At 44.6% G+C, this 20938-nt stretch carries 26 protein-coding genes; all 26 read right to left on the bottom strand.

Going from position 1 to position 20938, the window contains the following annotated elements:
- Positions 1 to 6: 6 nt before the first annotated feature.
- The 26 genes from flhB to RTX25_RS05490 all read right to left on the bottom strand — a co-directional run bounded on the left by flhB (position 7) and on the right by RTX25_RS05490 (position 20921).
- Positions 7 to 1074 carry a flagellar biosynthesis protein FlhB gene (gene flhB, locus RTX25_RS05365; protein WP_312651444.1) on the bottom strand — a complete coding sequence of 356 codons (1068 nt, stop codon included), beginning with the start codon at positions 1072 to 1074 and terminating at the stop codon, positions 7 to 9.
- Between the two features lie 10 nt (positions 1075 to 1084).
- A complete protein-coding gene (gene fliR, locus RTX25_RS05370; protein ID WP_312651447.1) occupies positions 1085 to 1843 on the bottom strand; it encodes a flagellar biosynthetic protein FliR in 759 nt (252 codons plus the stop codon).
- Between the two features lie 8 nt (positions 1844 to 1851).
- Positions 1852 to 2115 carry a flagellar biosynthesis protein FliQ gene (gene fliQ / locus RTX25_RS05375; protein ID WP_312651450.1) on the bottom strand — a complete coding sequence of 88 codons (264 nt, stop codon included), beginning with the start codon at positions 2113 to 2115 and terminating at the stop codon, positions 1852 to 1854.
- Positions 2116 to 2126: 11 nt separating this feature from the next.
- Entirely contained in the window at positions 2127 to 2891 is a 765-nt protein-coding gene (fliP, locus tag RTX25_RS05380; protein ID WP_312651453.1) for a flagellar type III secretion system pore protein FliP, read from the bottom strand.
- On the bottom strand, positions 2884 to 3222 hold the full coding sequence (locus RTX25_RS05385) for a flagellar biosynthetic protein FliO (RefSeq protein ID WP_312651456.1): 339 nt from the start codon (positions 3220 to 3222) through the stop codon (positions 2884 to 2886). The genes fliP and RTX25_RS05385 overlap by 8 nt, the downstream gene beginning before the upstream one ends.
- Before the next feature lie 11 nt (positions 3223 to 3233).
- Positions 3234 to 3692, bottom strand: coding sequence for a flagellar basal body-associated FliL family protein (fliL, locus tag RTX25_RS05390; RefSeq protein ID WP_312651458.1), 459 nt, complete (start codon positions 3690 to 3692; stop codon positions 3234 to 3236).
- A gap of 4 nt (positions 3693 to 3696) precedes the next feature.
- On the bottom strand, positions 3697 to 4449 hold the full coding sequence (locus RTX25_RS05395; RefSeq protein ID WP_312651460.1) for a flagellar motor protein MotB: 753 nt from the start codon (positions 4447 to 4449) through the stop codon (positions 3697 to 3699).
- Entirely contained in the window at positions 4442 to 5248 is an 807-nt protein-coding gene (locus tag RTX25_RS05400) for a MotA/TolQ/ExbB proton channel family protein (protein ID WP_312651462.1), read from the bottom strand. The genes RTX25_RS05395 and RTX25_RS05400 overlap by 8 nt, the downstream gene beginning before the upstream one ends.
- A gap of 6 nt (positions 5249 to 5254) precedes the next feature.
- Positions 5255 to 5452 carry a flagellar FlbD family protein gene (locus tag RTX25_RS05405; RefSeq protein ID WP_312651464.1) on the bottom strand — a complete coding sequence of 66 codons (198 nt, stop codon included), beginning with the start codon at positions 5450 to 5452 and terminating at the stop codon, positions 5255 to 5257.
- Positions 5453 to 5601: 149 nt separating this feature from the next.
- Positions 5602 to 6468, bottom strand: a complete 867-nt coding sequence (locus RTX25_RS05410; RefSeq protein WP_312651466.1) for a flagellar hook-basal body complex protein — start codon at positions 6466 to 6468, stop codon at positions 5602 to 5604.
- Positions 6469 to 6567: 99 nt separating this feature from the next.
- Positions 6568 to 6936 (bottom strand): TIGR02530 family flagellar biosynthesis protein, encoded by a 369-nt coding sequence (locus RTX25_RS05415; RefSeq protein ID WP_312651469.1) that lies wholly within the window; start codon positions 6934 to 6936, stop codon positions 6568 to 6570.
- A 4-nt stretch (positions 6937 to 6940) separates the two neighbouring features.
- Positions 6941 to 7354 carry a flagellar hook capping FlgD N-terminal domain-containing protein gene (locus RTX25_RS05420; RefSeq protein WP_312651472.1) on the bottom strand — a complete coding sequence of 138 codons (414 nt, stop codon included), beginning with the start codon at positions 7352 to 7354 and terminating at the stop codon, positions 6941 to 6943.
- Between the two features lie 18 nt (positions 7355 to 7372).
- Positions 7373 to 8719, bottom strand: a complete 1347-nt coding sequence (locus tag RTX25_RS05425) for a flagellar hook-length control protein FliK (protein ID WP_312651474.1) — start codon at positions 8717 to 8719, stop codon at positions 7373 to 7375.
- A gap of 68 nt (positions 8720 to 8787) precedes the next feature.
- A complete protein-coding gene (gene fliJ / locus RTX25_RS05430; RefSeq protein ID WP_312651476.1) occupies positions 8788 to 9204 on the bottom strand; it encodes a flagellar export protein FliJ in 417 nt (138 codons plus the stop codon).
- Between the two features lie 30 nt (positions 9205 to 9234).
- Positions 9235 to 10545 (bottom strand): flagellar protein export ATPase FliI, encoded by a 1311-nt coding sequence (gene fliI, locus RTX25_RS05435; RefSeq protein WP_312651478.1) that lies wholly within the window; start codon positions 10543 to 10545, stop codon positions 9235 to 9237.
- Between the two features lie 18 nt (positions 10546 to 10563).
- Entirely contained in the window at positions 10564 to 11316 is a 753-nt protein-coding gene (locus RTX25_RS05440) for a FliH/SctL family protein (RefSeq protein ID WP_312651734.1), read from the bottom strand.
- Positions 11291 to 12298: a flagellar motor switch protein FliG gene (gene fliG / locus RTX25_RS05445; RefSeq protein ID WP_312651480.1), complete on the bottom strand. Its 1008-nt coding sequence runs from the start codon at positions 12296 to 12298 to the stop codon at positions 11291 to 11293. Before fliG ends, RTX25_RS05440 begins: the two co-directional genes overlap by 26 nt.
- 12 nt (positions 12299 to 12310) lie before the next feature.
- Entirely contained in the window at positions 12311 to 13876 is a 1566-nt protein-coding gene (gene fliF / locus RTX25_RS05450) for a flagellar basal-body MS-ring/collar protein FliF (RefSeq protein WP_312651482.1), read from the bottom strand.
- Between the two features lie 252 nt (positions 13877 to 14128).
- Positions 14129 to 14467, bottom strand: coding sequence for a flagellar hook-basal body complex protein FliE (fliE, locus tag RTX25_RS05455; RefSeq protein ID WP_312651483.1), 339 nt, complete (start codon positions 14465 to 14467; stop codon positions 14129 to 14131).
- Positions 14468 to 14480: 13 nt separating this feature from the next.
- Positions 14481 to 14915, bottom strand: coding sequence for a flagellar basal body rod protein FlgC (gene flgC / locus RTX25_RS05460; protein ID WP_312651485.1), 435 nt, complete (start codon positions 14913 to 14915; stop codon positions 14481 to 14483).
- Between the two features lie 162 nt (positions 14916 to 15077).
- Positions 15078 to 15464 (bottom strand): flagellar basal body rod protein FlgB, encoded by a 387-nt coding sequence (gene flgB / locus RTX25_RS05465; RefSeq protein ID WP_312651487.1) that lies wholly within the window; start codon positions 15462 to 15464, stop codon positions 15078 to 15080.
- A gap of 560 nt (positions 15465 to 16024) precedes the next feature.
- On the bottom strand, positions 16025 to 18280 hold the full coding sequence (locus RTX25_RS05470; RefSeq protein ID WP_312651490.1) for a methyl-accepting chemotaxis protein: 2256 nt from the start codon (positions 18278 to 18280) through the stop codon (positions 16025 to 16027).
- A 102-nt stretch (positions 18281 to 18382) separates the two neighbouring features.
- The gene (locus RTX25_RS05475) at positions 18383 to 18766 is read right to left on the bottom strand and encodes a hypothetical protein (protein ID WP_312651492.1); all 384 of its coding nucleotides are present in this window, start codon (positions 18764 to 18766) and stop codon (positions 18383 to 18385) included.
- Positions 18763 to 19140: a flagellar export chaperone FliS gene (gene fliS / locus RTX25_RS05480; RefSeq protein ID WP_312651495.1), complete on the bottom strand. Its 378-nt coding sequence runs from the start codon at positions 19138 to 19140 to the stop codon at positions 18763 to 18765. Before fliS ends, RTX25_RS05475 begins: the two co-directional genes overlap by 4 nt.
- A gap of 12 nt (positions 19141 to 19152) precedes the next feature.
- On the bottom strand, positions 19153 to 20544 hold the full coding sequence (gene fliD / locus RTX25_RS05485; protein WP_312651498.1) for a flagellar filament capping protein FliD: 1392 nt from the start codon (positions 20542 to 20544) through the stop codon (positions 19153 to 19155).
- A gap of 2 nt (positions 20545 to 20546) precedes the next feature.
- On the bottom strand, positions 20547 to 20921 hold the full coding sequence (locus RTX25_RS05490) for a flagellar protein FlaG (RefSeq protein WP_312651501.1): 375 nt from the start codon (positions 20919 to 20921) through the stop codon (positions 20547 to 20549).
- Positions 20922 to 20938: the final 17 nt, after the last annotated feature.

Raw genomic sequence — 20938 nt, forward strand, 5'->3', positions numbered from 1 at the left:
GCTCTCCTATCTGAGTCTTTTATTCTTGTTCATGGTGAAAACGAGGGCCAGGATCTCGGCAATAGCCTGATACATTTCCACAGGCACGGAGGATCCGGGTTCCACCTTATAGTACATACTTCTTGCAAGAGGTTTGTTCTCGATGATGGGTATGTCCATCTCTTTGGCTTTTTCTCTGATCTTCATGGCCATGTAGTCAAGGCCTTTAGCCATGACTACCGGCGCTTCATCCTTCCCCTGCTCGTAGCGAAGGGCAATGGCGATATGAGTAGGGTTTGTGATGATTACCGTGGAAGCTTCAACGCTCTGCATGGTTCTTGCCATGGACATTTCTCTCTGCCTCTGCTGACGCTTGGATTTGATCTTCGGGTCACCTTCCATCTGCTTGTACTCGTCCTTGATTTCCTGTTTGGTCATCATGAGATTTTTCTTGTAGTCTCTCTTCTGAAAGATGAAATCCACAACGCCCAGGATGATCATGAAGGTTGCGATGCTTACGGAAAGAGTGCTTACGGTATTCATGAAGAAGCCGAAGAGTTTCTCCACCCCGACGCCTCCAAGGTTCATGATGGGCTTCATGACTTTCTGAAGTCCCGTGTAGGTGAGATACGTAACGATGAGAAGCTTCATGATGCTCTTGAACATATTAAAGAGCGCTTTCTTCGAGAAGATGTTCTTCATCCCTTCTATGGGATTGAGCCTTTTGAAATCAGGTTTCAGAGGCTCTGCTGTGAAGAGAAATCCCACCTGGACAACATTAGTTGCAACGCCGATGAACACTGCAATGAGTCCGAAGGGCATGAATATCAGAAGAATCTTCATGACATTCTGCACAAGGATTGTGCCGACATTTGTCTCGGTCAGACCACTCCCCACATCCTGGGAAAGGGCAAGGGTGATGAACTCGATGGAGTTTGTAAGAAGATAGTCTCCAAGGGCTCCGAGAAGAAGAGCGAACACCAGAAAGGAAACTGCAGAGTTGAGGTCTCCGCTTTTTGAAACCTGACCTTTCTTTCGCGAGTCCCGGAGCCGTTTGGGGGTGGCGTCTTCAGTTTTAGCGTGCTTATCCTGCATTGTATCTCCCCTATCTGAACATCTCCAGCGCTTTATACATATAATCGTCCATCATGGCCAGGGTCTTTCCTGTGTGATTCATAATGGATGAGGCAAGGAAAAGGAATATGACCATTCCGAGAAGCGATTTCAGCGGCATACCCAGCATGAATACATTGATCTGAGGAACCGATCTTGAAATCAGACCCATGACGATATCTGTAACCAGTAACACAATGAGCATCGGAGCCGCAATGCTGAAGGCCATCTTGAAGGAGTAGGAAAAGAGATAGAGAATCCCTTCAAGCTTCAGTCCATCAAGGCCGATCTGTCCGGGAACGGCAACGCTGAAGGAATCCATGAGGCTTCTAAGCAGCGTATGATGGAGGTTCAGCATGAAGAATACCATGATGCTCATCCAGTAGAAGAGCTTTCCGTAGAAGGATGAAGTAGCGCCGCTCATGGGGTCATACACTGCGCCCATGGAGTAGCCCACCTGAAAATCGATGAGCTGTCCGGCCATCTCCACTGCACTGAAGATGAGCTTCGCCGAGTAGCCCATGGCAAGACCGATGATGATTTCTCTTGCTATCCCCAGGATAAAGAGAAGAATCTCCTCCTGCACGGCAACCGCAGGTATGCTCTGATAGACCATGAGACTAAGGATCAGTGACAGAAATATCTTTGCGGAGTTTGGCAGAGCCTTATGGGAAAACCCCGGCACCACAACGATGAAAGAGGTGATTCTAGCCAGGATGAACATGAAGAGCTGAACCTCGAGTATAAACATCAGATCACCTAGAGCCTTTGAATGACATCAAAGGACTGGCGCATGAAGGCCACAAGGGTGTTCATCATGAAGGATCCGAAGAGAATGAGAGAAAACAGCACGGCAATCATCTTCGGGACAAAGGTCAGGGTCTGTTCCTGAACCTGGGTTGTGGCCTGCAGGATACTGATGATGAGGCCCACGACCATTGCAATGATGAGGATAGGCATGGAGACTTTAATGGTGTTCATAAAGGCGGATCTCATAAGATCCAGTGCCATGGTCTGATTCATATCTTTACCTCCTAACTGAATCCGCGAAGCAGCGATTCCACAACCAGATACCATCCATCCACAAGGATGAACAGAAGAAGCTTGAACGGCAGCGAAATCATGGCCGGCGGAAGCATGAACATACCCATGGACATGAGGATGCTCGATACAACGATATCCATAACAAGGAACGGCAGGAACAGGATAAATCCGATGCTGAAGGCAAGCCTCAGCTCACTTATGGTAAATGCCGGAATGATCACTGTAAGGGGCAGTTCCATAGGGTCCTGTATGTTCTCAAGATTTCCCGCTCTCATAAAGAGTGCAAGATCCTTCTCCCTTGTCTGCTCAAGCATGAACCGTTTGATGGGAATTGCGCCTGCCTCAAGAGCCTGGGCCTGGGTCATCTCTTCCGCAAGGAAAGGGTTCACCGCCTGATCCATGACCTGGTTGTAGACCGGGGTCATGACAAAAAGAGTGATGAAAAGCGCAAGCCCCATGAGCACCTGATTCGGTGGTGTCTGCTGGGATCCCAGAGCATTTCTTAAAAAGGAGAGCACCACAACGACCCTTGTGAAGCAGGTGGTGAGGATGACAAAAGCCGGTACAATAGTCAGTACGGTCAGAAGGAGAAATATCTTTACCGTGTCCACCGTTCCCTGAGGATCGCCTGTCGGATTGTTGAAGTTTATGCCGAAATCGCCAAGACCTGCACCATAGGCGCTCACCTGTTTCTGGAAGAAAAGGGTGAATCCGAAGATCAGGGCGAAAAATATCCATATGCGTTTCTTATTCACTGTCTTTCCTCATTTTCATCATTTTTGCCAGAGGGTTCTCCTCAACCCGGAGTCTCTTTCTCTCAAGAGCCATCTCCACTTCCACTCTGTCCAGATCCTTAAGGATCTTCACATCCCCGGAAGTGACGCTTGCAAGGTGATAGTCGTCGCCCACTTTTATGACGGCAAGAAAGGACTGATTGGTCAGCATGGTCTTTTCAACGATACTGACATACCCTCTGCTGCCGTCTGTTACCTTTTTCCCGAAGCGAAGGACCACATAGGCCAGGGCAAGGACTGCCGCCAGAGCCAGAAAGGTCTGCATCAGGGAAAATATCATTTTAAAATCCATTTTATCTCCTTCTACTGGACAAGAAATTCCGTAAAGTAGATCTCTTTGATCATTTCCTTACCAAGAGCGGTATTGATGCTTGATCTCAGTTTCACCTTAGCTGTTGCAAGGCCTCCGTTTACAAGAAGATCATCCGGCTTATACTCCATGAGATCCTTGATGATGATGTCTCTGATCTGACTGGTCTTATTGGTCAGAACCGGACCGAAGTCCTCTTCCACATATAGAAGAGACAGCTGTGTCTTAAGATACGTGGTTCCTTTTCCTTCCGTTTCAAGATTGACCACAAAACTCTCAAGAGGCATCACATATTCTTCATGCTTCTGAAATTTTGCAAGGACATCGGAAACCGACATGTCTGTGGCCATGAATACCATAGTCACGGCTCCGATCATCATCACGAATCCCATAACGACAATAATGATGATGAGCTTATTCGGCCCCTTCTTCTCTTTCTCTGCTGCTGCCATATATTTATTCCTCGCCTTCTTCCATAATAATGAGCAGGTTCACTCTTCTGTTCAGGGCACGATTGCCTGCAGTTGAGTTGTCTGCAATGGGTCTGTGCTCTCCGTAGCCCACTGCGGAAAGTCTTTTTCCCGGTACACTCTTTGTTTCACTGAGATACCGGACAACTGCGGTTGCACGTCCTGATGACAGTTCCCAGTTTGTAGGGTATACAGAAGATCTCTGGGGGATATTGTCGGTATGACCTTCCACCACAATCTCATTCTCAAACTGCAGAAACAGCCCTTCAAGATTACTGAGGACGTCCTTTCCGCCTTCCTTAAGATCAGCTTCACCAGGTTCAAAGAGGATGACTTCCTTGATGTTGACAAAGACGCCGTTACGGTTGAGATTAACAGTTACATCCGCTTCCAGTCCTTCCTTGTCCACATATTCCTTGACCTGCTCGTACATTTTTACTGTACTTTCATTGATCTTCGGATCTTCCGCTTCTTCCTCGTCCTCATCCTGAGGTGTATCCACAGGTATCTGGGCATCTGGTCCTGAGCCTTCTATGATGCTTGAACTTGCCGATCCTGACAATACGGCCTGCAGGGATTCACTGATGTTCTTGAACTTCACGGCATCCACACTGGACATGGAATAAAGAAGGATAAAGAAGGTCAGAAGTAGCGTCATCATATCCGCAAAGGTGGCCATCCAGGCAGGAGCGCCTGAAGCTGCACTTTCTGTGGATTTTGATTTTCTCTGCCTACTCATAGGAAAGAGCCTCTGTCGATGTCGTTCTTTCTTCCTTCAACATCTTAAGTTCTTCCGGAGAGAGATAGGTCATGAGTTTTTCCTCAAGAATTCTCGGATTTGTTCCTGCCTGGATCTCGATGACTCCTTCAATGGCCATTTCCTTGGAGACCATTTCCTCATTGGTCTGAACACTCAGATTGCTCGCAATGGGAATGAAGATCAGATTGGCAAGGAGCGAGCCGTAGAAGGTCGTGATAAGAGCAACGGCCATACCTGAACCGATGGAGGATGCATCCTGAAGGTCAGCAAGCATGACGACAAGACCGACGAGGGTACCCAGCATACCAAATGCCGGTGCAAGTTCCGCCCACTTGGTGAAGATGCTCTGTCCCATTCTGTGTCTTCTTTCTGTGGTCTCCATCTTAAGGGTCAGAATTTCTCTGATGATGTCGGGCTCGATACCGTCGACAACCATCTGAAGGCCTGATACAAGGAACTCGTCTTCCATGTTGTTCAGATCATCTTCAAGGGCAAGAAGTCCATCACGTCTCGCTTTTCTTGCAAGCTCGGAGAACATGGTAATGAGCCTCACTCTGTCCTGCTCAGGTGTATTGACGAGCATTTTCAGGATTTTCGGTACTTTCATGAGGTCCTTCATCGGAAAACTGATGACAAGAGCCGCAAAGGATCCTCCTAAGGTAGTGGCCATGGAAGGTAGATGAACGAAGCTCATGATGTCTCCACTGGACATGATGGACCAGATAAGCAGAACAGTTCCGGAAGCCAGACCAATTACTGCTGAATAACTTTTTTTCATTTATTTCTAAACCTCCAGATTTCCTACAAATATTTTACGTCTGTAGCTAATGATTCTTTCTATGATTTCTTTTGGTGCTTCTTTCACCCTCATGGTCTTCCCGTCTGTCAGAGTAATGACGGTATCCGGGAGCGCTTCGAGTTTAACGATAAGATCGGCATTGAGATAGAATTCGGTTCCGCTTAGGGTAGTCAGTAAGATCATATCTTCACTCCTCGTAAAGAGACTCATTTTTTTCTGTTCATTCAGGTATCCGATCAGAGATCCTTCATGGAATCATGCCAAGAATCTTTAGCATACACTAAAGATCCTTAGCCCTATCCATGATGATTCATTGATGGGTATCAATTATATTATCTCTTCAGATTGATCAGTTCCTGAAGCATTTCATCTGATGTGGTGATGGTTCTTGAATTTGCCTGATAGGATCTGCTTGTTACGATGAGCTCTGTGAACTCATTGGCAAGATCCACGTTAGACATCTCAAGTACTCCCTGTCTTACAATTCCATAACCGTTGGTATTGGCGACCAGTGTCTGTGGCGCTCCTGAGTTGTTTGAAGCTCTGTAGTTGTTGTTTCCGACCTTTTCAAGACCTTCAGGGTTGTCAAACTTACTGAGTGCAAGCTGTCCAAGGGTATGGGATGATCCGTCGCTGTATACACCCTTGATGATTCCGCTTCCGTCTATGGCAAAAGTCTGAAGATCCACAATTCCTGCACCAAAATCCTTCTTGTTGGGAATACTGAGTGTGGTCAGATTGGCTTCACCAACTGTCACAGCACCGGCATTATCAGCCGCATACCCCATAACGCGATATCCACCTGCATTGACAAGATTACCTTCATAATCTCTATAGAAAGCACCGTCTCTTGTATAGAATCTCATATCATCTCCATCCTGAGAAACCATGAAGAATCCGTTTCCTTCTATGGCAAGATCAAGATCTCTGTTCGTCGGCTGCAGAGCACCATCGGTCATGATGGTATCAACTGCTCCGATTTTCACGCCAAGGCCTACCTGCTGAGCATTGACTCCACCTAGGCTTCCTGCTGTAGGTGACTGTGCACTTGAAAGAGTCTGGCTGAGCATATCCTGAAATCTTACTCTGCCTGATTTGTATCCTGTGGTATTTACGTTTGCGATATTATTTCCCAGTACGTCCATTTTGGTCTGATTGCTTCTCATACCACTTACGCCTGCATATAGTGATCTTAACATTGTTCATTTCCTCCTAGGATATTTATTATTTTTATGTTTTACCTTAGCCGCATCATTCGTTCAGCGGCATACTAATGGCTTCCTCAAGAGGTCCGGCCACTATTTTATCTTTACTGCACTGTCTATGTTCGTTATGGTTTCCAGTTCCTGTTCTCTCATGACGGTGATGATGGTCCGGTTTCTGATGCTTGCGATGAAAGCCGCATCTTTATATAAGAGAAGACTTTCCTTTGCCCCTTTTTTCTCAAGGGTGTCCACTGCATCATTGATCTTGACCATATCTTCTTCAGTCAGGGTGATGTCTCTTTTATCCATCCTGTCCATGGCATGGGCTGAAAGCTTTACTGTCTCCTTCTTTTTCTGAAGGGTTTCAAGATAGAGTTTTTCAAAGTCCGCGCCAGGTCTTTTAACCTGTCCATAGCTGCCCTGGGATGGAATGATCTGGCCGTTCTGAATCTTAAAGGCCATCTCTCTATTCACCTCCGACTTCATGGACCATGCCCATGGCGTATTCGGTTCCGCCTATGACGGGATAAGCCAGTCCTTCACGATATCTCACTTTCTCCACCACTCCGGTAAAGTTCTTCTCTCCGTCAAAGACGGTCACGGTTTTACCGACCAGCGAGAATGAAAGCTGCTGCTGGGATAAGGTGTTCATGCTCTCCATGCTCTTGGCTAAAGTGCTCATCTGCTCAAGCATGGTAAACTGTGCCATCTGGGAAATATATTCTCCTGTATCTGCACTGTTTCCGCCCATGGGGTCAAGGTTCTGAAGCTGCGCGGTCATGATCTTGAGAAAATCGTTGACGCCCATAAAATCATTGGATTTGGCTTCTTTATCCTGTGTGACTGCCGTATTTGGCATGCCGATTCCGTTAACTTTCATATTTTCTCCTTTCCTTCTCTAGGCGAGAAGATCGATGCCTTCAAGCGTTCTCTGCACTGTACTCAACTCATATGCGGTCTCGTCTTTTCTCTGACTGAGATATCCTTTGAAAGGGTTCTGAGCCTGCATGTGTCTTCCGCTCTCCTGTCTTGCCTGATTTCCGGCCTGCTTTTCACCGATGCCCACTTCAAATCTTGCCACCTGGACATTGTTTTTGCTTAGGGTTTCACTGAGTTCATCAATTTTCTGGTTGAAAAGCTGCTTTGCTTCATGATTATCCAGCAGGATCTTTCCGGAAAGTCTGCCTTCCGTAAGGGTCAGTGTGATCTCCATCTTCCCGAGTTCTTCAGGATGAAGCTTAAGCTTCATGGTGGTCCTGTCCCCGTCTTTCATGGTTTCCATGGATCTTAGGATCTCATCGGTCGCCTTTTCAAGATTCTGAGTGAAATCGGACTTCTGGGCACTTTCTCTTACCGGTGCAGCCTTCACTGCAGATGAGCTCTTCTCCACATGCATCTCTACGATGTTTTCATCAGAGCTAAGCGTTCCTTCTGTCTCGGGTTTAACCGGTTTTTTCTCGAGGCTTTCACTGCTTTCCTGAAGCTGCGGGATGATCATCTTCTCGGAAGAATTTGTTTCTTTTGCGGTCTTAGCCATCTCTTCGTTCATTTCGGAACCTGGATTTTTCTCCGAAAGTCTATCTTTTCCCTTTGATTCTGAAACAGTCTTTAGGGTCTCATCAACGATTTCATCGGTAAGGGCAGATCTATGTTCCCCGCTGACCTTTGATGGCTCAGCTTTTTCAGAAATCTTATTCAGCTTTGCGAGGAAATCTTCAGGAAGTGTTTCCCCATCCGCTTCTTCGATTGCCGCTTTGCCTTCTTTCATGTCAGGAGCTTCTGTTTCCGTGCTCAGGTTCATCAGATGACTGATCTTTCCTTCGGCTGTGGGCTCCGCTTCCTTCATTCCAGTTAACACTGCAGGGATTTCATGTCTCTTCTCTGTTTCCGTCCTTAACCCATCCACAGGAGTTTCAGTTTCCTCCACAGATAAGTTCTTTGGCACGGTTATTTCTGTCATCAGATTAAATGGGACTACCGTCATGACGTCTACACTACTTTCCGTGTCTGCCGATACTTTTTCTTCAGCATTCTCTTCTTCAGCTTCAATCTGATCCGCTGCAGGATTTTTCTCCAGCTTTTCTGATCCTTTTGCTTTTGGCTTCTCTTCGATGCTTTTTGCTTTCATCGAGGCGGAAAGTATTCCGGAAAAAGTCTCTCCGTCTTTCGGACCGATATCTTTTCTTTGGGGCTTAACCTCAATCTCGCTCTTCACATTCATCACATTCATCACATTCATTGTCATATATTCTCACCTCCTCTCAAAGTAAGGATCATAAACCCTTACCGCTATGATCTATCTATGAATAAAAGTCACTTGGCGAATCTCATGACTGAGAAATCGTCCAGTTCCTTCTGTTCCCTGGTGAGCAGTTCACGGTTGAATCTCTCCCTGTCCTTATCCTTCAGCATCTCCATGATCTTTCTGTCTTTCCTTGCTTCGATGAGGATGTCTCTGGCATCATCTGCCTTATGGGCGATTTCTTCCACTTTATTCTTCTGATGAATGAGCTCGGTCTTCAGCTTCTCCTTGTAGAGGAACTGCATCTTAAGGCCGCTTGCGTCCATCAGCCTTTCCTTCTTCTTGGCTTCAAACTGGACTTCCAGATCGCAGAGACGTTCCGATTCGATATCCAGTCTATGATTGATTCTCGCGTAGTCTTCAACCTTGTTCTTTTCCACTGTGCTCTTATATTCCAGGACCTTTTCCATTTTGAACTTGTAGTTCATTTATGCATCATCCTTTATCAATCATTGGGATCATTTTCTGAAAATCTTCTGCAGCTCATCCAGCGTCTCATCATAATGCTTAGAATCATCGATATCCTGCTTCAGGAACTGATCGATGGACATCTTAAGCTCCACCGCACGGTCAAGCTCAGGATTTCTTCCCTTGGCATATGCTCCGACGTTGATGAGGTCTTCCGATTCCTGATATCTCGCCATATTTTCCTTGAGCTTTCCTGCATAGTCGTAATGCTCTTTTGAGACGATTTCCTTCATGACACGGCTTACGCTCTGCTGAACATCGATGGATGGGAAGTGGTTCTTGCCTGCAAGTTTTCTTGAGAGAACAATATGTCCGTCAAGAATACCTCTTACAGCATCGGCTATGGGTTCGTTCATGTCGTCACCTTCCACAAGGACGGTGTAGAATGCCGTAATGGAGCCTGTTCTTGACATTCCGCTTCTTTCCAGAAGCTTCGGAAGGGTGGCAAACACCGATGGGGTATACCCTCTTGTCGTGGGCGGCTCCCCTATGGCAAGGCCGATTTCTCTCTGCGCCATGGCAAACCTTGTCACAGAGTCCATCATGAACATGACTTTCTTCCCCTGGTCTCTGAAATACTCGGCGATGGCTGTTGCAACGTATGCCCCTTTCAGCCTCACAAGAGGAGGCTGATCGGATGTTGCACAGATGACCACGGATTTCTTGTAACCTTCTTCGCCAAGGTCTCTTTCGATGAACTCAAGCACTTCTCGTCCTCTTTCTCCGATGAGACCGATGACATTGACATCCGCTTCCGAATATCTTGCAATCATACCAAGGAGTGTACTTTTTCCTACACCTGAGCCTGCAAAGATACCGATACGCTGGCCCTCACCGCAGGTGAGGATGCCGTCGATGGCTTTGACGCCTGTACTCATGACATTTTCGATCTTTCTTCTCTGGAAAGGATTAGGCGGCATATTATTGATGTCGCCGAATCCCGTGAGCTTTCTTCTGATTTCATCCATGGGATTTCCGAGGCCATCGACTGTTGTGCCAAGAAGAGCATCGCCCACCTTTACCTTCAGGGCGCTTCCTGTCGGAAGAACCAGGCAGCCAGGCCCTATCCCTTGGACATCTCCAAGAGGCATGAGCAGAACACTTTCATCCTGAAAGCCTACAACCTCAGCAGAGATTTTATGATTCTCTCCGATGAGAATGTCGCAGACCTCTCCGATAAACACTTTAAGACCTACAGCATGGATGATGAGACCGATGACCTTCTTGACTTTACCCATTTTGAGGGCGAGGGTCGTTTTGTCCATCATTTTTTCCAGCCGCTCAAATGTCACTTCCGTCATGGTGCATCACCTTCCTTCCTATTCTGTAGCCAGTTCGATGAATCTTGCAATCTGCTTCGAGATGGTGAGATCCGTGATCTGGTTCTCGTTCTCGATGACCATATCGTTCACATCAAGGTTTCTGTCCTGAAGGATGAGGATATGGGCATTGGGACACATCTTCTCGATTTCATGGGTATGTTCTTTCATGAACTCGACTTTTCCGGGATGACAGGTGATGATGACATTCTCTGTCTTGCCGTATTCCTGAAGAATCGGCCGGGCAAGGAGCATGACACTTTCATCGTTATGATCAAGGGTGACCTGGACGATTTTTTCTGCAATCCGGGAGGAGAGCCTGATGATCTTCTCTTCATTGGCCTCCAGATAGTCCTTTGCCGTTTTCTCGGCATCACTCAGCATCTCTATGGCATTCTGCCTGAAGGACAGCGTTTCTTCATACCCTTCCTCTTTTCCTTTAAGGAGTCCTTCTTCATAGCCTTTATGATAAGCAGCCTCTAAAGCGGCCGCTCTTTCTTTTTCGATCTCTTCTCGGGCACTTTCCATAAGCGCCTTGCGCTCATTTTCCATGTCTTCCTTGAGGCTGTTTCTGATTTCTCTTGTCATTTCTGAAAGACTGTCTTTTTCATCGTCTTCTCTAGGCGTTTCAAGGTATCGCTCTTCATTTTTCTGGACGAACATGGCCACATCAAGAGATTCAAGCTTTCTTTCCTGCTGGTCGACAGGTTTTGTATTTTTGATGATTCTATACGATAATGCTATCGGAATCACCCCTTCCAATGACGATCTCTCCTGCCTCTTCCAGTCTTCTGATTACGCCGACAATCTTATGCTGCGCTTCTTCCACTGTAGAAAGCCTGACAGGTCCCATGAACTCGATATCCTCACGCACAGTGTCTGCAGCTCTCTTGGAGAGGTTTGCGTACACAATGGTCGTGACTTCCTCTGAAGCGCCTTTGAGGGCGAGAACAAGCTGCTCGTTGTCCACTTCTCTGAGTACTCTCTGGATGGAGCTCTTGTCCAGCGTGACGATGTCTTCGAATACGAAGAGGTTCGCCTTGATGACTTCCGCAAGTTCAGGCTGAGTCTTCTCAAGATCACTGATGATGTTCTTCTCAGTGGTTCTGTCCACGGAATTCAGAATCTCAACCAGGGTCTTCACGCCGCCGATGTTTTCGGAGTCGCTTTCAATGATGCTCGAGAACTTGCTCTGGACGATGGCTTCAATTTTCTTGATGACTGCAGGAGAAGTACGGTTTATGACACCGATTCTTTCCGCCACTTCCGTCTGAAGCTCATGAGGGAAGAGGGCCAGGACATTTGCCGCTTTATCCGGCTGAATGTAGCACATGATGAGTGCAATGGTCTGAGGATGCTCATTTGCCAGCATGTTCGCCAGCTGATGGGTATCCGCCTTTCTTAAGATGGCAAATGGTTTTTCTCTCTGCTGGATCTGGGTGAGCACTTCAATGATTTCCTTAGCTCTTACCGAGCCCAGTGCCTTGTTCAGAAGGTTTCTGGCATAATCCAGTCCGCCATCCAGGATATATTCGCGGGCAGAGGCCATATCCATAAAATCGGATATGACCAGCTCCCTTTCATGCGGTTCAACATATTCAATATTTGCGATTTCGTAGGTGACCTTCTGGATCATCTCATCCGGCAGCATTTTCAGTATCTGAGACGAGATCTCCGGTCCAAGAGAGATCAAAAGAATAGCCGCCTTCTTTATGCCGTTTTCCTTACTCTGCATCCTTCTTCATCCTCATTCTTTCATCCAAGCCTTGATGAGATCAGCTGCAATCTCAGGATGCTCTTCAGCGTATTCCTTGATCTGCTTCTCTTTCTGATTCTCTCTGACTTCAAATTTCTGGTAGACTTCATCGATGATGTCTACAGTTTCTCCGATAGGCTCAACCGCCTGTGGAAGCATGGTGAATTCTTCCTCTTCCTTATCTCTCTTCTTTTTGCCGAAGAGGACCTTCATGATGGAAATGACTGCGATAAGACCGAGAAGTGCGAATACACCAAGGTAGATGTAATCTCCGTATTTTTCCATAAATGTTCTGTTCGCCTCATCAAGAAGTCTCTGTTGTTCAAGCTTCTTGTCAATTTCTTCCTGATAGCTCTTGTCAAATACCACACCCTCAACGCTGATGATGTCTCCACGATTAAGATCATATCCTGTCGCAGTGGAAACCAGGTTTCTGATGGCAAGGAGCTGTGCTTCTGTAAGATTCCCGTCAAAGAGTACCGATGTGGAAAGCTTTGTCACTTTTCCTGGCGCTCTGACCGTGTTTGTCTTTGTTTCGGTCAGCTCGTAGTTAACGGTTCCGTCATAGGAACCCGGGCTGTCCTCATTTCCATCAAGAACATTCTGCGCATTATCGCCCACAGGGGTTCCTGTGATGTCATCCACATTAAGCTCAGGACCGGTTACGCTGACCTGTTCCGACCTTACGACCGGGTTTTCGTAACTGATTACGGTCTGCTCCTGTGCATCAAAATCAAGATCCGCATAGACGGCGATTTTGATTTTCTCCGGCCCGAAGGCTGGACCCAGAAGGCTCAGAATATTGTTTTCAATTTCCACTTCAAAGTTCTTCTTGATTTCTCTCTGCTTGTCGAGAAGTCCGATACCTGAGGCTTCCGTTCCGGAAGCAAGTCCAAGGCTCAGAAGATTTCCCTGGGCATCGATGACCCTCACCTTCGCTTCAGGCAGGTTGTCCACTGCACCGGTGATCAGCGCAATGATTCCACGGACAGAATCGGTTGAAAGTTTCGCTCCGGTCTTCATATTAAGGATGACTGATGCTGAAGCTTCTCTTCTTTCTGTATCGAATATGCTGTCCTCGCTCATGACAAGGTGTACCCTCGCGCTGTCGATTTCTGTAAGCGACATGACGGAGCGCTGAAGTTCACCCTCAAGGGCTCTCTGGTACATGATCTTCCGGTCCTCATCTGTGACCATCATGCCCATATCATCAAATATTTCATAGCCTGTGGAGTTTTCCGGCATCATGCCGTTCATGGCAAGATCAAGTCTGTACTTGTCTACAAACTTTTCATCCACATAGATGTCGGTGCCCCCGTTTTCAAGCTTGTAGCGGATGTTTCCACGGGTATCAAGATCCGCTGTAATGGCTGCCGCATCCTGAAGCTCAAGTCCTGTAAACAGAGCTGCATAAGTCACCTGATTGCTGTATACGGAAAAAAGGATAACAAGAAGCGTTATGGCACTTATGGCCAGAACCAGTGCCTTTCTCTTTCCCTGATCGATTTTTTCCCAACCACCCTTTATTTTCTGGGTGATGTTTTTCGTCATTTCCATTGATCATTGCTCCTTACTGCAGGTGATTATTTTAAAACATGATGATTTCCGTATATTCCATATTGTTTACATCAAAAAACTGCCCGATAAAAATCGCTTCCGATATTCCGTCAAGATACCTTTAATGTTTGAGGAAGCGAGCTTTTCATACAAGCAGTTATATTTTCTTATTAAGCAGTTTATGTCTCCCTCTGGTGTCAGCTTAGAAAAAAGTACTGTGCCTTGTCTTAAACGCTCGATTAACTATTAGGCTTACAGCTGCATGCTGCTGAGTTCTTTATAAGCTTCAATGATTTTATTTCTGACCTGAACCGCAAGTTCCATACTGATTCTGGCTTCTTCTGCCGCAATCATCACCTGATGAAGATCTTCGGTGTTTCCTGATGCGAAATCCATAGCCAGCTCATCCGCTTTGATCTGCGTGGTATTCAGTCTGTCCATCTGACTGGCGAAGACATCACCGAAGCTCTGTCCAAGTCCAAGGCTTTCCATTTCTTTATCGCTGATCTGAAGTGCCGGGTTTTTCGTCTGACTGACCAGGTTTGAATACCTGTCCATGATATTGCTGTATGATGTGATCATCTGTGACATCTTCTATTTCCTCCTACCCTTTCGATATGTCGAGTGCTTTATTCAGCATGGCTTTACTTGCCTTAAGGGCAGTGGCATTCGCTTCATAGGATCTCTGAGCTTCAATGAGACTGACCATCTCGTCAAGAAGATTGACGTTCGGCATTGTAACATAGCCTGCTTCATCTGCATCCACATGTTCCGGATTATATACACTTCTTAAGTTTTCAGGATCTTCGAAGATCTCCATTACCTTGACTCCAGAAGATACTCTTTCGTTTCTTTCAGCGGCTTTATCGTAAGCCTTTTCGATCATTTCCTCAAAAACGACTTCCTTACGAAGGTAAGGTCCGCCTTCCTCTGTCCGTGTCGTATTCACATTGGCTATATTGGAAGATATGGTATCCAGCTTCATTCTTTCCAGTGTGAGTCCTGAAGCATTGATTTTCATGGAATTAAATACTGACATAGACGACCTCCAAAGTTTTTTTATGAATGAGTTCGGGCTGATGAAACCAGCCATAGGTATGTTTTCAATAAAATATGTAGTTTGCAACATATACATAGACTATGTGTTCAGTTGCATCGTAACTTGGGGGGGGTATGAGATTTTAGAATTTATCATTATTGATTATCTGTTTATGACGTAACTCATGCTGCTCAGTTTTCGATTGACCTGCTCGATGAGCGCAGAATAGTAGATTTCATTGGCGGCAAGATCCACCATTTCTCTGTCGATATCCACGTTGTTACCCGTTTCATCCATACTGACCGAATCGGATACCTTGAGTTCTCCTCTGACTTCCTGTGCTGTCGCACCGCCGAGGTGATTTTCGTGGGTCTTTACCATGCTGCTTCCGGATTTATCCAGAGCTTTTTCCAGTTCAGCTTCAAAATGAACCTTGCTGACTTTGTATCCCGGAGTATTGACGTTGGCAATATTAGAAGATATGGCTTTCTGTCTTGCACTGGACGCATCCAGTCCATTTTTCATAATGTTATAACTCAGATCCTTCAATGTGTCATCCTCCATAATATGTGAACAAAGATAGAAGTATAATGAATATTTATTTCATTTTGATATTACGATGTGAACTTTCTATTACAACTTAATTGTTCCTTTACATTTTACAGCCTGCCTGTTTAAAAATCAATATGATATCACCCGAAATATATGCTTTAGCACTATGCCTACTATTTAAGAACAAATGCATATTTTTAGAATATTCTATTTAATGTATCACACTCAAAATAATTTGGAAATCATGTAATTTATATCTGATATTTCGACATGCACGCATGTATAACTTGTCGCAAGACCCCATTATTAAACGAAGCATTATTTTCCGGTAATAGGATTTTAATTTCATTCATTTTAATTTGTAATAAATTTCTTTGAGCTGAATTTCTATATTTTCAGTCAGTTTTTACTATTATTAAGACTTCTATGTTTATATATATAGTTACTACCAAATATTGTTTCTCTATTTCGTAAAAATGAGGAAGACTCTCGTCTTCCTCACCATTATTCAGGGTTTGTACATTATTATTCAGCTCCTTCAAAATACAGCCAGCTGTTTACAGTTTGAACTTAGTTGTCTCCTCTTTGAGATTATCCGATTGCTCTTTTGTCCTGACCATTTCATCCATCACTATACTTGACTTTATGGTGGACTCTGAGATCTTCTCTGCGATATCCGATGTACCGCTTGCGCTGTCATTGGCCGCTGAGGCAACGCCGTCTATGGCCGCTACTACGCTTTCAATGGAAGCCAGGAGTTCTTCTGATGTTGCACTGAACTCTGTAACCAGGTCGTCGAAGTATCTTGCATCGTCATTATACTTGGCTGCAACTTCAAGCATGCTCTGATAATCGCTCTGCACGTCATTTTCTACATAGGAGAGGAGCTCATTTGAACTTCCTGACAGATTCTGTACGGATGTTGTAACCTTTGAAGTCACATCCTGAATCTGAGTTGCGGCATTCTTGCTCTGCTCAGCGAGCTTTCTGATTTCGTCGGCAACAACCGAGAAACCTCGTCCTGCTTCTCCTGCTCTTGCTGCTTCTATGGCAGCATTAAGCGCAAGAAGGTTAGTCTGTGCTGTAATTTGAAGAATCGCATCAGAGAGCACTCTAATCTGATCTACAACCTTTGAAGCTTCTATGGCTTTTTCCAGTTCACCCTTTGTCTGTGTGAAGATCTCCTTGGATTTCTTCTGGGATTCCTTTACCTTTTTCTCAGTTCTGTCTGCTCTCTCTGCAGTTTCTCTTGCAGTGATGGCACCCTGCTGGGAACGCTCTGCGATGGAATGGACCGCTTTTTCAATTTCGGATGTTGCTGCAGACATTTCCTCTGAAGATGCTGCTGTTTCCTGTGTGCTTGCGGCCAGCTCTTCAGTGGTTGCCGAAACACTTTCAAGGTTCGTATTCAGTTCCATGATGCTGTTCATGGAATTCTCCACCTGATGGTCGATATCTCTTGAGGAATCCTTGATCTGGCTGACCAGATGCCTCAGGGAATTCTTCATCTCTTCGATACCATTGGATATGGTTCCGATTTCATCTTTTCTTTTCAGAAGCTTCTCATTGACGTCAATGGTAAAATCTCCGTGAGCGATTTTATTAAGGTACTCAGATGATGTTCTAATCGGACCTGAAATACTCTTCGAGAAAATAGATACCAGTACCGCTGCGATAATCAGAGAGATTACTGCGATGATAATGCTGAAATAGATGGTGTTGTTGATAAACGCCATGGCATCCGCTTTGCTTTCCACCGTGATGACCGCCCATGGCTGTGATTCTCCTGGAAGCTCTATCGCCTTGTAGGCACTCACAACATCTGTTCCATCAGTGTCTTCATAGCTTACAAAACCACTTTCTCCTGCCAGAGCTTTCTTTGCAATGGCACTAATTTCTGCTGACGCATTAACAGGTACCACATTAAGTTTCTGGCTGCCGTTCTCCATTACAGGTTTCCCTGAAGCATCTTTCAGAAGTACAGTTTTAGTTAGCGCCACATAGTTGAACATCTCCGAAACCATATTGGTATTTTTATGGGCGATGACAACTCCCTCACCATCTATGATGAATGCATGTCTGCTACCTTCGCTGTACTCTTCTACTAGCTTCTGAAGAGCATTAAGCTTAATATCTGAACCAATGACACCGAGGAACTTCATGTTCTGGTTATACACAGGCATAGCTATAGTCGTTACCGGAACATTTCCGTTCACTGAGTAGTAAGACTGACTGACAAAAGCCTGTTTCTCCTCTTTCGTCTTCAGGAACCACCATCTCTCGGAACTGTCTCCAAGTTTACCTGCACTTCTTGCTGTCTGCATTCCAGTCTCATCTACCACATAAATCAGATCGAAATAGTCATGACTTCTTGCTGTACTTGCCAGAACACTTGACTGAGCAAGGCCCTGATATTCTCTGATGTCACTGTTAACAGAGAGCTGCTCAGTAACATTGAATCCTTTTTCAACAAAGGCATTTACCTGGTCTGCAATAGCATCCGCTAGCACGCCATTATTTTTTTCCATTTCCTGAACATAGTTAGTATTCATATAAGTAAGGCTCGCAATGTTTGAAACCAGAAGCGGTACGATGACCATGAGAAGAGTCATAACAACAAGCTTCTTGCCGATACTCTGCTTTGACTTTGTACCACTATCTTCTTTGGATCTGGTGAAGAGGCTCTTTCTTCCTTTTACCTTATCTCCTTCTACTTTAACTGGTCTGACTGTTTTCTTTAGTCCAGGCAACTTCAATTTAAATTTGTCCCTGATTTTCGATTTCTTCTTAAGTGATTCCCAAAAAGCTTCCAATATGTTTCCCCTTTTCATTATAAATTAGTGATTTATCATTAGGTACAGCATCAAAACTCCTGATCATACCTGACAATCAGTTACCCTGTTTCTGCTTATTATCTAAAAATCCTTGTCTACAAATACCGGACCTTGTTCTTTCTTGACATAGTTTGATGCTACCTGCTTAACGCTTGAAAAATCATTAAGAGCATTTGCAGTGATTTTCTTTTCTTCTTCTATTCTCCTCTGGATCTTAAATGTGTTGGCTTTGATTTTAACGAGTAGATCCAGGTTTTCTCGCTTGATGATTTCTTCTTCCTTGGATCCTTCATCTTTATGAAGTGAGAGTTTTACCTGAATCGCCTTCAGTTCATCAAACCGCCTGTTATTGACAGCGAGAACATTGATATACTCTTCAATATCATCACCTGAGATTTCTGTTTCCTGATAGGCTTCCTGAAGAATATTCTTCTTTTTCTCAAGTAAAGAAATATAAGTTGTCATATCTGACTCCAGGTATCTCTCAGATCTTCAAGAAGCGCGATCACTTCATCCACAATTTCAGGGTCCTTATTGATGTTCGCTCTTATTGTGCGATCATACATATACTGATAGAGGGTCATAAGACCTTTTGCGATTTCCCCACCATCATCAAAATTCAATGTGCTCATGAATTCAGCTAAGATATTCTGTGCTTTGATGATGGCATTGTTTGTCTTTTCAATATCTTTATCTGCCATGGCTATTTTTGAAAGCTTCAGGTTCTTTATGGCACCGTCATAAAGCATGATGACAAGCTTCTTCTTCGGCGCTGTCAGCACTTCATTGCTCTTATATGCATTTCCCACATTGGCATAGGCATTATTTGTCGCGTACATGAATTATCCCTCCTACTTCTTGGCTGGTGTCATGGATGAAATCTGGCTTGTCAGCCATCCCATCTGTGATTCAGACTGCATCATTGCAGTATCGAGCTTTGCAAACATATTGACATAGTATGCTTCTTTTTTCTCCATACGGAGATTGAAACTATCCAACTGCTTATTGATATCCTTGATGGAACGGTCAAAGCTGTCTGTCTTACCTTTAATGATTCCTGTCGATGAAGAAAAACTGTCGATATACGAATTAACCTTAAGAGCAAATCCGATATCATTTCCTTCAGCATTTTTGCTTGAAAAGAAATTCTGAACTGCGAGTGGATCTTCATTTAGCGCTTCTGTAAGTTTTGTTGCATTAAATGTAAGTTGGCCTGTCTTATCAGTTGTACTCACACCTAACTGGGAAATATCTCTGATTACAGTATTAGCATTTGCAATGCTTGACGTCACCATTGATCTTAAAGTGGACTGAAGTCTTGTGAGGGAGCTGTCTCCAGCAAGTGAACCTCTAGAGGATGCCTCTCCTGGTGTCCCAGCCTTCATCTTATCAGCGATAAAACTAAGAGTTGAGTTATATTGGTCAACAAAGGCTTTCACGGCTTCCTCGACTTTTGAAGTATCCTTTGAAACGACTATGGATTCATTCTGACCTGCTTCATGTACTTTCACTAAGTTTATCGTCGTATATTCAACAACGTCTTTTACGCTGTTTGTTGTTCTCTCCACATCAACACCATTCACACTTAACAATGCATTCTTACCAGCTATTGTTTTGGCATCAGTATTTATAGTTGTATCAAGTCCTATGTTTTCAAGTACTGCTCCACCATCAATATTCTCAAGCCTGATTGCAGTATTTCCAGTTTCAGCATTTGACAGTACCAGACGATTATCAATTATTGAAGCTCTTACTCCGTTTTCTGTACTCAATCCATTGATTTTATCTGCAATGGTCCTGATTGAATCAGTGGCTGTGATATCAATATAATTTTCAGGTTTTGCCGGATCACCATTAATTGCAAACTTACCTATTAGACCAAGCTCCTTGCTGGTGTCATTACCCGCTAATGATACTGTGCCACCAATTACTGATGCTCTTGATGCCAGCTGCTGTACATGAATTTCATATGTACCTTCAGGGGTATTCTTACTGGTTGTGATATTGACTGATTCACCAGCAGTTGCCTTCTTGGTTGTATATGTTTCTGAATTCTGAAGTGCTTTGATTTTATCGAAGAGGTTCGTCAGTCTCGTACGAACATCGTTCCATGCACTTTTCTGAGTTTCCATGTTAGTTTTCTTCGCAGAAAGCTGAATGAGCGGTCTTTTTTCAACAGCCATAAGCTGCTCGATTGTGCTTTGATCGATTCCTGAATAGGATCCTAAAAAATTTATCGCCATGTCTAACCCCTTTCGTCAACAATGATACCAATCCGTTCCCAGATGCTTGCAACAAGATCCAGAATTTTCTCTGGAGGTATCTCCTTGATCACTTCTTTTGTTTTAGTGTCTATGAGGTTCACCATTACTCTACCTGTACCCTCATGGACTTCAAACTTGTACTGTGTTCTATGTTCATCATTAAGCAGACGATTTGTACTTGATACAGCTCGCTCCACTTCGTCTATCGTGTAATCCTCTTCTTCTTTATCTGGAAATTTTTTAAACTCCATAGTTTTTTCCGGCTTTATATTCCGTTCAATCTTCTGAGGCTTTACCGGCTCCACCTTAGCTACGTGTTTTACATTTTCATTTGTTATTCCTGAAATCTGAATCAAAGTTATCACATCCTTAA

Origin of the sequence: Proteiniclasticum sp. (assembly GCF_032054185.1) — a bacterium.
Taxonomy (GTDB): Bacteria; Bacillota; Clostridia; order Clostridiales; family Clostridiaceae; genus Proteiniclasticum.